Below are 11463 nucleotides of genomic sequence, written 5' to 3'. Positions count from 1 at the left end.
CCCATTTCCAGCGTGTCGAATTCGACACGGCTGTTCGCGCCCACCAGTTCGCCCAGCAGCTTTCCCTGCGCCTCGGCATCGAGCCGCCCGTCCGTCAGGGATCCGATACTGGTGGAAACCGTGCCCCACACGGCATTGAGCCGCGCCAGCAGGCGGGCGCGCGCCTGTTCATGCAGGGCGGGAATGAACAGCGCCGCCAGCGTGGCCTCGCACACGATGCCCAGCACGATGTACGACCCGCGCGAGACGGCGATGTTGAACACATCATCCGGGGCAATGATCGCCCCCGTGGCCACGATGGCGGAGGTAAAGCTTGTGACCAGCAGGCCGTAGGACCGGTAGCCGTCGAAAAAAGTGGCGCATCCGCAGCACAGCCCGATCCACAGGGCCAGCCCCAGGAAAAACAGTCCCGGCGCCTGCGGGAAGGCGGCGATCAGCGTCACTGCCGCCGCGCAGCCGATGATGGTGCCCGCGATGCGCCACCGCGCCTTGGACAGGGATTCCCCGCGTGAGGACTGGGCCACGACCCAGACCGTAAGCGGCGCCCATTGCGGGCTGTCCAGTTCCATCCACATCGCGATCAGCAGGGATAGCGCCGCCGCGAAAGCGGTGCGGACGGCAAAGCCGATATCGGCGCGGGAGGGGGCCAGCACCCAGCGCAGTTTTCCGCGCCACCGGGCCGCGAATTCAGCGCAGGGACCGGCCAGCACGTCCAGCGACGCCCGTGCCGGTCCGGCTGCTGCATTCATCTCGGCATTCATGGCGGGCGCCTCCGGTCGCAAAAAGCATACGCTGCGAGAACGGATGGGATGCGTCCAAGTCTTTATGATGATCTTGTCATAAGCAGAGGTTATGATCGGCGCGGTAACCTGCTCCGCCGCATGGCTGGCGCTCCGTGTGGGCACTGGTCCTTGATCTTTTGAACCCATAAGGGCGGAGGGAAGTAGTGATGATGGGCAGAAACAGATGAAGACGGCCTTCCTTTCTTCCGGCATGGCGCTGGCGTTCGCGGCGTTTTCCTCATTTTCGATCAGCGATGCGTATTCCAAACTGCTGGCGGGGCAGCTTGACCCGTTCGAGGTCGCCTTCTCCGGTGGCGTGTTCGGCTTCCTGATCATTCCCTTCATCCGCCGCCCCGAAGAAACCTATGAGGATATTTTCTCGCCCTCGCATCCCGTCATGTGGCTGGTGCGCGCGGTGTCCATCTTCGCCGCCACTGCCGCCAGTGTCGAAGCCTTCATGCTGCTGCCCATGCCTGAAGCGCTTTCGCTCATGTTCCTCATGCCGCTGTTCGTGACCATTCTTTCGGTCCTCCTGCTGCATGAGAAGGTGTCGGGCTGGGCGTGGCTTGCGGTCATCCTTGGTTTCGTGGGGGTGCTGATTGTCCTGCGCCCCGGTGTGCGCGCGCTCCATTTCGGGCATCTGTGCGCCCTGATCGCGGCGGTCGCGAATGCCGTGGGCGTGATTGCCTACCGACTGGCGGGATCGAACACGCCACGACTTTCCCTGTTCGGGTCCAGCCTGTTCGGGCCGCTGGTGGGGGATGGCGCGCTCATGCTCGCCCATGCCCACTGGCCACACGGGGTGAAAACGTGGCTGTTCCTGTTTGGCTACGGGTTTCTGGCGGCGCTGGGCCAGCTTTTCATGATGATGGCGACCGCGCGCGCGCCCGCCAACCGTGTGGCGCTGCCCCAGTACAGCCAGATGCTCTGGGCCGTGGCGTTCAGCTATTTCCTGTTCCACCAGCCGCTGGATGGCTGGACGTTCGCGGGGATTACCGTCGTGACCTTTTCGGGCATGCTGAACTGGGTGCGCCAGCGCATCCGCTACGAACATCTGGCCATGAAGGAACGATGGGCCGCGAGACGGCGCGGCGGAAAGCCGCGCGTAACCAAGGCGGACTGACCGGGCGTTTTTTCAGGGCCTGTCGGGAATCATGCGTTTTTTGAATCGTCTGGATGTGTTTCAAAGCCCATATGGCTCGTGCGGACAGGCAGTTCGTGGCGGGACCTGCCAACGCATTTCGGGCACCGGAGCCCGGTCTGTTCCCGTTACAGCGACTTTTCGAGGGCGCCTGCGTGGTCATTCCCCGGCGCAGGAACCGCATCGACCGGCGTCCGTTCGATTTCAGGTCGTGTCCTCTCATCGCGATCTGCTTCTGCAAAGCGAGAGGGCAGACAGAACATGTGCAGCCATGATCTCTATCCTGTCGCCGCAGTCATCAATTCACGATAATTCCCAACAGGCTCCAAAAAAGAACAGAACACCACCCACCCGAAACCAAGACACCATTGCCAAACTTACATTTGCCCCTATCTCGAAATTTCCGGCATGTAGGGTCACTGTGGACCAAAGGGATGCATGGCAGGCAGGCGGTTCCTCCCCATCTCACCGCCGCCCCGAACTATGGCATGATATGCCGCCAGCCGAGGAGGGAACAGGCTCATGGAACCGTGGACTTCATTCACATTGTTTGGGAAATCCGGTACAATCTACCAGTTCCGGCGCGTTCCCTCGCCGTTACCACCGCAGGGCTGCATATTTCTGCTGACAACCGTCATGGGTTCAACCGCCAATGGCGGATCATGGCAGTTTCTGGAGCCTGAAATCGGCACCGTCACGTCCCTTGCGCGTGAATGGGATAGCGTGATCACACCTGCGCGAGAAAAGAAAACCGAAAGTGATGATGTGCTTGTCTGCTTTCCCGAAGGCGGTGACGTGAATGAAGCATTCACCGACCTGACGGAAGGTGGCGCCAGGAAACTGCCGCGCTGACTCTCCCGGCCCACCGGCGCAGACGTGACTGGACGTGCGGGACGGGCACGGTCAACACTGCCGCGCCGCCGGTTGGAGATTTTAGCCATGCCATATTACCGCCATACCCTTTTCGCCGTCATGGCCAGCCTCATGGCTGCGTATGGCGCGGCCCACGCCGCGACCACGGACAGGCCCGTCCTGCTGCGCCATGCCACTGTCATTGATGGCACCGGCGGCGCGCCCGGCGATGACACCGACATCCTGATCCGTGACGGACATATTGCCGCGACCGGCCATAACCTGCGCGCGCCCGCCCATGCCCGTAAGGTGGATCTGTCCGGCCAGACGGTCCTGCCGGGGCTGATTTCCGATCACAGCCATGTGGGGCAGGTCAGCGGCATCCAGAACGGGGAAGTCAATTACACCCGGGCCAATATCCTGTCCGCGCTGGCGCAGTATGAGCATTACGGCGTCCTGACCGTAACGGCGCTGGGATTGAACCGTTCGCCCCTGTTTGACGATATGCGCCGCGAACAGCATGCCGCGCTCAACCCCGGCGCGGATCTGTTTGGCGTGGATCAGGGTATTGGCGCGCCGGATGGCGTACCGCCGGAAAACATGTTCCACCTCGGCGCGGATCAGGTCTTCCGGCCCACCACACCGGAGGAAGCCCGCGCGGCGGTCAATAAAATGGCCGATGAGGGCACGGATCTGATCAAGCTGTGGGTGGATGACTTCCGCAACGGCGTGCCGCATGCGCATGGCCTGCCCAAGATGCAGCCCGCCATATACCGCGCGGCCATCACGCAGGCCCATCTGCGCGGCAAGCGGGTGGCGGCGCATATCCATGACCTGTCGGACGCCGCGCGCTTGTTGCCGCGGGGGTGGACATTCTGGCCCATGGCGTGCGGGATAAACCCGTTGACGCCGCCCTGATCAGTACCATGAAGCAGCAGGGCACCGGCTATATCGCCACGCTGGACCTGGACGAGGCCAACTACATCTTTGCCGAACACCCGGAATGGCTGGAGGATCCGTTCCTCGCCTACGGTCTCTCCCCCGCCCTGCGCCAGCAGTTTGCCGACCCCGCGTGGCGGCAGAAGGTGCTGGCCGCGCCCCTGACCGCCGCATCACGCAAGGCGCTGGCGATGAACATGAGCAATCTCATGCTTCTGTACCGCGCAGGCATTCCCATTGGCTTCGGCACGGATTCAGGCGCAACACCCACCCGCATTCCCGGCTTCGCGGAACACAGGGAACTGCGGCTGTCGGTCATGGCGGGGCTTACACCCCTGCAGGCCATTACGCTGGCGACGGGCAATGCCGCCCATCTCATGCAACTGGCGGACCGGGGCACGATCGCGCCGGGGCAATTGGCTGACCTGCTGGTGGTAAAAGGCAACCCGGCGCAGGATATTACTGCGCTCGACCATATCAGTCAGGTCTGGCACCGGGGGCGACTGGTCCCCGGCCCGCTGGCAGGCCAGACCCCGCAACCCGCGCGACAGAACTGAACCATCATGACAGGGAAAATGATCCGCCAGCGTTTCCGCCTCCTGCTTCTCCTGTTCGGTCTTGCCGGGCTGCTTGCGGCCTGCACCGGCCCCACCGGACCGGAGCCGACGGGTATGGATGGCCCGCCGATCGCCAATAATGACTGGAATGAACATGGCTATGGGATGGGGTTTTATTCCGGGCCATATGATGATGGTTTCCAGTCCGAAGGGCTGGACGGCGGTCCGCCCGATTATCTGGGCGATGAATTCTGGGGTGCCCGGTAGAAAACCGTTTCCTGACATGTTCCCGCGCATTCGCGGCACAGGTCGCCGCGTTGTCCATCTCCATCCCGCCCGCGCGGAGTGGGTGTGACACGGTGTCCACGTCTGGCGCGCTTTAAACAGTACCGAAAACATCCTGTATATTGTCGTCCGTTCCTTCCTGATTCGTTCAGGCCCAAGATTGGGGATGGGCACAGCAAATGATCGTTTTCTGTTATGTTGATACAGATAGACTGATATGTGCGGGGATATGGTCTCGTCCGAAGCATAAAGGCCAAAACCCCAGTTTATTAACCACATGTCATTCTGACAGCGGGTGTCAGTCACCATGTGAATAATGGCACCGGATGTATGACTCACGAGTACGTTACTCCGCTCGGCTTGCGAGCGCCGCGCCGCCTATATATCCGAAAATGCTGAGGGCCCCCGGCCTCTCACCGGGTCGTGTCCAGGTTCTGTCCAGTTTGCGCGGAGATCATACCCACATGTTCTACAGGTTTACGTGTTGTGATTCCGGCATGACCGGAACGATCATCCTGTGAAAATGGATAGCGCCAGACAACATCCGCCCTGTTTTACTGTAATGCCTCAATGCCGCGCAGATAATACCGAACAATACCAGTATCTGCCCACACGTACATTGATCCGGCCTGCATTCTCCCGAAGGAACATCATCCGTGTCATCAGATAGCCTCTCGGCCCCCCCTCCGTTCAAGTCCCGTTACGCCAACTACATTGGCGGGGAATGGGTCGCCCCCGTTGAAGGTCATTACCTGACCAATACATCCCCCGTTGATGGCCGCGTGCTGTGTGAAGTGCCCGCTTCCACCGCCGCCGATGTGGAACTGGCACTTGATGCCGCGCACAAGGCCAAGACCAAATGGGGTCACATGGCCCCCGCCGAACGCGCGCTGATCCTGCTGCGGGCCGCCGAGCGCATGGAGCAGAACCTGGACCTGCTCGCCCGTGCCGAGACATGGGACAACGGCAAGCCCATCCGCGAGACGCTGAACGCGGACATCCCGCTGGCCATTGATCATTTCCGTTACTTCGCCGGTTGCATCCGCGCGCAGGAAGGTGCGCTGAGCGAGATCGACGCCACGACCATCGCCTATCACTTCCATGAGCCGCTGGGCGTCGTGGCGCAGATCATTCCGTGGAACTTCCCGCTGCTGATGGGCGCATGGAAGCTGGCTCCCGCGCTGGCCGCCGGTAACTGCGTGGTCATGAAGCCCGCCGAAAGCACCCCCGCCAGCATGCTCGTGCTGATGGAACTGATCGGTGACCTGTTCCCGCCCGGCGCGCTGAACATCGTCAACGGCCTTGGCAAGGACGTGGGCGCCGCCCTGTCCAACAGCGACCGCATCGCCAAGATCGCCTTTACCGGTTCCACCCCCACCGGCAAGATGATCGCGCACGCGGCGGCCGAACACCTGATTCCGGCGACGCTGGAACTGGGCGGCAAGTCCCCCAACATCTTCTTTGCCGATGTGATGGATCAGGACGATGCCTATCTGGACAAGGCGCTGGAAGGTTTCGCCATGTTCGCCCTGAACCAGGGCCAGATCTGTTCATGCCCCAGCCGCGCGCTGATCCATGAATCGATCTATGAGAAGTTCATGGAACGCGCCCTGCCGCGCGTGAAGGCCATCCGCCAGGGCAACCCGCTTGACCCGAACACCATGATGGGCGCGCAGAACTCTGCCGGTCATCAGGCGAAGATCATGTCCTACATGGACATCGGCCGCAACGAAGGCGCCGAACTGCTGATCGGCGGCGGTCGCCCCGATCTGGGCAGCGAGCTGAACAACGGGTGCTATGTGGAGCCCACCGTGTTCAAGGGCAACAACAAGATGCGCATCTTCCAGGAGGAAATCTTCGGCCCCGTTCTGGCCGTGACCACCTTCAAGACGGAAGAAGAAGCGCTGGCCATCGCCAACGACACCCCCTTCGGCCTCGGCTCGGGTGTGTGGAGCCGCAACGCCAACACCTGCTACCGTGTCGGCCGCGGGCTGGAAGCCGGTCGCGTCTGGGTCAACTGCTACCACGTCTATCCCGCGCATGCGGCGTTTGGCGGATACAAGAAATCCGGCATCGGCCGTGAAACGCACAAGATGGTGCTGGAACACTACCAGCAGACCAAGAACCTGCTGGTCAGCTACAGCGAGAACAGCCGCGGTTTCTTCTGATCCGCAGGCTCCGACAGAACGGCCCTGCCCGCATGGGTGGGGCCACAAGCGGGGCTCCCGCGCGTTCACCGAACGGGCGCGACCCGGCTCAGGCCGGAATATCAGGGCCGGTAACGTCCGGCTGCTTCCACATGGATGATTGCAGGGCATAGGTTTTCTGCAACAGCGGCACAAGGGCGGGCCGCCCCTTCAGCCGGATCCATTCATCCAGCGCCGTGCGGAAAATGGCGATGCCACAGCGCGCCATGAGCCGGGCCGCGTTCCGGCGGCTCCTGCGCTCGGTTATGCGCTTGAGCAATCCTTCCGCCAGGCAGTCTTCCCATTTCCTGTATTTCTGCATACTGACCGTCTGGAGCGAGGGCGTCTTCTCGATCAGATAGACAAAGGCATACGTATCCTGCCGGTTGGCGGCGATACGGGGCACGAGGGAGATGAAGGCGTGCATCATCGCATCAGCGGGGTGCGTGTCCCTGGGGCAGGATTCCAGCGCTTCGGTCAGGGCCTGGGTCATGCCCTTTGTCCAGGCGAGAACGATGTCGCCCTTCGTCTCGAACATGCGGAACAGGGTGCGGCGTGAGACCTCGGCCGCCTCGGCCACTTCGTCCACGGTTGTCTGGTCATACCCCTGCGCGGAAAAGAGCCGCATGGCCTGCGCAATGATCATGCTGCGCACGCGGGCCTGCTTGCGTTCCCGCAGCCCCGGTCTGGGGGCCTCGGTGGTGGCGATGGGCTTCATTCACTCTCCCTTGTCCCGATCCATCATGCCGCAGGCTATCCGGATCATTCAAGACACGAGAAAACCATGCTCACGCCGGATGACGGCTTCCAGCCGCACTGACCGACCGTATCATGCCAGTATATGGCACAAAAGGCGGGAACCAGATACGGCCCGGCCCGATCGCGCCACAACCGGTCATCGGCCTGTGTTTTCCGCCATTATCTGCCTGAAATCGGAAATCAATTGTTCGGGATTCCCGACATGTGTGGTCGTCACCTGCCTGATTATCTCCTTGGCCCGACCCTGTACGTTTTTCCCATCAACAGGACATGGAGAGACGAAAATGGCCGATAACACACCCATCGCGATCGTAACCGGGGCGAACCGTGGGCTGGGGCTGAGCATGGTCCGGCACCTGGCGCGTCAGGGCGTGGATATTATCCTGACCTACCGAAGCGACAGCGAGGGCGCACGCGCGTGGAGCGGGAACTGACGCAGATGGGCCGCCGGGCGCGGGCCCTTCCGCTTGATGTCTCCAGGATCGCGACGTTTGACGGCTTTGCCACGAGCGTCGCGGGCGTGCTGGCGGAGTGGAAAGCCGAACGGTTCAATTTTCTGGTCAACAACGCAGGGATCGGCATTCATGCGCCCCTGATGGAAACGACGGAGGAACAGTTCGACATGCTGGTCAACATCCACCTGAAGGGCACCTTTTTCCTGACCCAGAAGCTCGTGCCCCACATGGCCGATGGGGGGCGCATCCTGAACATCTCGACCGGGCTTACGCGCTTCTGCCTGCCGGGATACGCGGCCTATGCGGCGATGAAAGGCGCGGTCGAGGTGCTGACGCGTTACGAGGCCGCGGAACTCGCGGCGCGGCGCATATCGGTCAATACGCTTGCCCCCGGCGCGATCGAGACCGATTTTGGCGGCGGCGCGGTACGCGACAACAAGGACATCAACAGCTATATCGCCTCGGTCACGGCGCTGGGCCGCGCGGGTCGGCCCGATGACATTGGCGGGGCCGTCGCCGCATTGCTGGGGCCGGATACCGGCTGGATCAACGCCCAGCGTATCGAGGCCTCGGGCGGAATGAAACTGTAGGAAGCCGCCTGAATGGATGATGTATAAAAGACAGTAAAAGTTTCCGGGCGTCGCCTTTTTTCAAAAAGGCGACGTTTCCTGAATCTTCCTTATAATTCGCATTCCTGAACAGGTTTTTCAGACAGTTCCTAACATCTTGCGTGGTCACGCAATATGCTGAGTATGGAATACAGGAACAGCAAAAATCCCGGCTCACAAATGGACACTCATTCCTGTCAGGCTGAAGGGAAATATTCCCTGCTGTCAGTGGGTGCGCGCGCGGAATAAGTTGGCAGGATCGGGAAACTCTGTTTCCCCTTTTCCCAACCACAGCAGCATTGATGCGTTACGATCATCAGCTATGGCCGGAAGGTGATTTCTGAATTTTCCAACGGATAGAAGAATAAGCGATCCTGTAAGAAGATCCGCTCCAAACCCGACTGAATATATTTTCAGGATTTAACAGCTTTTTATGCCTGAAAGAGATGCTTTCATTATCTCTCAGATCAGGGGAATAATCTTAAATCCCCTGTAAGCCCATGGAAAGGCTTGGCGTCCCGTACGGGATTCGAACCCGTGTTGCCGCCGTGAAAGGGCGGTGTCCTAGGCCTCTAGACGAACGGGACTAAAGGCGTGAGCGGTAAGTATCCCGACAGCCGGGATGGGTCAACCCCTCAATGAAAAAATATTGGATTATTGGGCACTCGCCACATCGCGAATGAAAAAAGTGGCGGATGTCCGCCCGTTCCAGCTTTCCGCGCGCAGCCAGCCCGCCAGATGCAGCGGTGGGGCGTCACGGTCTTCCAGCACGGGGGCAAGCGGGCTTTCATTGGCGCGGAACACCAGCGCCTTGATCCGGGGGCCACGTCCCTCGCCCTGTACCGTCAGGCGCAGGGTGTTGCCCTCGCGGCCTATGCGCTCGGCATAGGCCACGCGCACGCGGGGCAGGGCGATCAGCGGTTCGTCATTCCCCGCGCCGAACGGGGCCAGACGGTCCATGTCGGTCGCAAGCTCCACATTGGCGGCGGCCACGTTCACAACCGCGTCAATGGTCAGGTCCACGGCGTCGGGCAGGTCGGCGGCACCTGCCAGATGGCGGTCAAGAAACGCATGCAGGGCGGGAACGCCCCCGGCCGGTAGCCTGAAACCCGCCGCCATGGCATGGCCCCCGCCAGAGGTCAGCAGGCCCGCCTGCCGTGCCGCGATGATCGCGCCCCCCAGATCCTGCCCCGGCACGGAGCGGGCGGAGCCTTTTACGCTGCCATCCTCCAGTTCCGCGCCAACCAGAACGGGACGATTGAATTTTTCCTTGATGCGCCCGGCCACGATGCCCACCACGCCGGGGTGCCAGTCGCGCCCGCTCAGCACCAGTACGGCATGACCCTGCGCGCGTTGCTGTGCCGCCAGTTCCATGGCGCGGTCCAGAATTCCGGCCTCGACACCCTGGCGGTTGTGGTTGACCGTGTTCAGGCGCTCGGCCAGCGTCCGGGCCTCGGCCGCGTCATCACAGAGCAATAGACGCAGCCCCAGTCCCGAATCCGCGATACGCCCCCCGGCATTGATGCGTGGCCCCACCGCGAAGCCGCAGGTGAAGGCGGAAAGGGGATCCCGCGCCCCGGCCACCGTCCAGCAGGGCGGAAAGCCCAGTGCGCTGCCTGCGCGCCATGATCTTCAGCCCCTGCGCGACAAAGGCGCGATTGAGCCCGCCCAGCGGCATCACGTCGCATACGGTCGCCAGCGCGACCAGATCGAGGCTGTCCATAAGCTGCGGTTCGGGGTGGGTGTCGAACCAGCCCTCCCGGCGCAGGATGCGGGTCGTGGCCACGACTGTCAGAAACGTAACCGCCGCCGCGCAGATATGGCGCAGGCCGGATGAACAGTCCGGCCTGTTGGGGTTGACCGTGGCCAGTACCTTCGGCAACGCGCCCTGAACCTGATGGTGGTCGAGAATGATGACATCGCCCCGGCGGCTGACAGCCTCCAGCACCTCCACCGCCGCCGTGCCGCAGTCCAGGCAGACGATCAGGCTGGCCCCCTGATCCATCATGGCTTCGATGGCGGGCGTGTTGGGGCCGTAGCCTCCGTCATGCGATCGGGGATGTGGGTCAGGACCGTGCAGCCCATACGGCGCAGAAAATCGGTCATGAGGCGGTGGAACACGCGCCGTCCACATCATAATCCCCGAACAGCCCCACCGTTTCGCCATTGCGGATGGCGGTGGCCAGACGGGCCGCCGCCGTATCCATGTCCGCGCAGGTGGACGGATCGGGCATGAGCGCCCGCAGGGTGGGGGTCAGGTAGGTGGCGACATCTTCCGGGGCGACGTGACGCAGGGCCAGCATGCGGCCCACGATTTCGGGCAGGCCGGTCTGCTGGGCAATGGCCATGCCCATCCGGTCGGTATGGCTGGCCTGCCCGCCCTCGCGCCAGTTCCACCTGCGGCCCGTCACGCTGCGGGTCACCCCCAGTACGGCGGGTTCCGCCGCCTGTGGGGAGGAAGCGGCCGGATGGGGGGAAAGCAGGTCAGCGGCGGGCATGGGGCGGAAATCTCTGCAATGGCGAGCGTCAGCCCGCGTCGATACGGATCAGGGCGGGTTCGTCCAGCACGGCGGACAGTTCGGCAATATGATGCAGGGCATGCTGCATCGCCGCTTCCGATGTCCTGTGTGTCAGAAGCACCAGCGGCACGGCGCGCGTGCCATCGGGGCGGACCTCATGCACATCGGCATGCTGGAGCATGCTGCGCAGGGATACGCCGTTGTCACGCAGCACGGCGGTGATGTCCGCGATCACGCCGGGGCGGTCCTCCACGTTCAGGCGCAGGTAATATTCGCCCATGAACGACCTGTTGGGCAGGGCCACGACCTGTGTCAGCCCGTCCGCGTCGCAGCCCCATACGGGAATGGCCGTGCCGCGGGCAATGTCGATCAGGTCGGCG

9 protein-coding genes, 1 tRNA gene and 2 pseudogenes are annotated in these 11463 nt (G+C 62.4%); 7 read left to right on the top strand and 5 right to left on the bottom strand.

The window, feature by feature from the left end; all coding sequences use genetic code 11:
* A partial coding sequence (locus JCM25156_RS04670) for an FUSC family protein (RefSeq protein WP_025812300.1) occupies positions 1–761 on the bottom strand: 761 nt, incomplete at its 3' end.
* Positions 762–966: 205 nt separating this feature from the next.
* Here JCM25156_RS04670 and JCM25156_RS04665 point away from each other — a divergent pair.
* The 5 genes and pseudogenes from JCM25156_RS04665 to JCM25156_RS04645 all read left to right on the top strand — a co-directional run bounded on the left by JCM25156_RS04665 (position 967) and on the right by JCM25156_RS04645 (position 6724).
* Positions 967–1905, top strand: a complete 939-nt coding sequence (locus JCM25156_RS04665; protein ID WP_025812299.1) for a DMT family transporter — start codon at positions 967–969, stop codon at positions 1903–1905.
* Positions 1906–2559: 654 nt separating this feature from the next.
* Positions 2560–2775: a hypothetical protein gene (locus JCM25156_RS04660; protein ID WP_242402471.1), complete on the top strand. Its 216-nt coding sequence runs from the start codon at positions 2560–2562 to the stop codon at positions 2773–2775.
* A gap of 87 nt (positions 2776–2862) precedes the next feature.
* A pseudogene (locus tag JCM25156_RS21545) lies at positions 2863–4271 on the top strand (amidohydrolase family protein).
* A 6-nt stretch (positions 4272–4277) separates the two neighbouring features.
* Positions 4278–4538 carry a hypothetical protein gene (locus tag JCM25156_RS04650; protein WP_025812297.1) on the top strand — a complete coding sequence of 87 codons (261 nt, stop codon included), beginning with the start codon at positions 4278–4280 and terminating at the stop codon, positions 4536–4538.
* 674 nt (positions 4539–5212) lie between these two features.
* Positions 5213–6724, top strand: a complete 1512-nt coding sequence (locus JCM25156_RS04645) for an aldehyde dehydrogenase family protein (protein WP_025812296.1) — start codon at positions 5213–5215, stop codon at positions 6722–6724.
* An 88-nt stretch (positions 6725–6812) separates the two neighbouring features.
* On the opposite strand, the gene JCM25156_RS04640 is transcribed toward JCM25156_RS04645, so the two are convergent.
* Positions 6813–7460: a TetR/AcrR family transcriptional regulator gene (locus JCM25156_RS04640; protein WP_025812295.1), complete on the bottom strand. Its 648-nt coding sequence runs from the start codon at positions 7458–7460 to the stop codon at positions 6813–6815.
* A gap of 325 nt (positions 7461–7785) precedes the next feature.
* Here JCM25156_RS04640 and JCM25156_RS32560 point away from each other — a divergent pair, with 325 nt between their 5' ends.
* Positions 7786–7935 carry an SDR family NAD(P)-dependent oxidoreductase gene (locus tag JCM25156_RS32560; RefSeq protein WP_407637106.1) on the top strand — a complete coding sequence of 50 codons (150 nt, stop codon included), beginning with the start codon at positions 7786–7788 and terminating at the stop codon, positions 7933–7935.
* Positions 7920–8546 (top strand): SDR family NAD(P)-dependent oxidoreductase, encoded by a 627-nt coding sequence (locus tag JCM25156_RS21540; protein ID WP_407637105.1) that lies wholly within the window; start codon positions 7920–7922, stop codon positions 8544–8546. The genes JCM25156_RS32560 and JCM25156_RS21540 overlap by 16 nt, the downstream gene beginning before the upstream one ends.
* Positions 8547–9075: 529 nt before the next feature.
* On the opposite strand, the gene JCM25156_RS04630 is transcribed toward JCM25156_RS21540, so the two are convergent.
* The 3 genes and pseudogenes from JCM25156_RS04630 to JCM25156_RS21530 form a co-directional block, all read right to left on the bottom strand.
* Positions 9076–9151 (bottom strand) — tRNA-Glu (locus JCM25156_RS04630).
* A 67-nt stretch (positions 9152–9218) separates the two neighbouring features.
* Positions 9219–11062, bottom strand: a pseudogene (gene recJ / locus JCM25156_RS21535) (single-stranded-DNA-specific exonuclease RecJ).
* A gap of 28 nt (positions 11063–11090) precedes the next feature.
* Positions 11091–11463 (bottom strand): ACT domain-containing protein (locus JCM25156_RS21530; RefSeq protein WP_034958411.1); only part of this gene is annotated, 373 nt, incomplete at its 5' end.

The organism is Komagataeibacter kakiaceti JCM 25156 (genome assembly GCF_000613305.1).
This window is presented reverse-complemented; position numbering and strand designations above follow the sequence as displayed.

What these genes read in the sequence shown, in the direction of transcription:
- JCM25156_RS04660 (WP_242402471.1), top strand. Translation starts at nt 2,560, where the DNA reads ATGGGTTCAACCGCCAATGGCGGATCATGGCAGTTTCTGGAGCCTGAA.
- JCM25156_RS04650 (WP_025812297.1), top strand. Translation starts at nt 4,278, where the DNA reads ATGACAGGGAAAATGATCCGCCAGCGTTTCCGCCTCCTGCTTCTCCTG.
- JCM25156_RS04665 (WP_025812299.1), top strand. Translation starts at nt 967, where the DNA reads ATGAAGACGGCCTTCCTTTCTTCCGGCATGGCGCTGGCGTTCGCGGCG.
- JCM25156_RS04640 (WP_025812295.1), bottom strand. Translation starts at nt 7,460, where the DNA reads ATGAAGCCCATCGCCACCACCGAGGCCCCCAGACCGGGGCTGCGGGAA.
- JCM25156_RS32560 (WP_407637106.1), top strand. Translation starts at nt 7,786, where the DNA reads ATGGCCGATAACACACCCATCGCGATCGTAACCGGGGCGAACCGTGGG.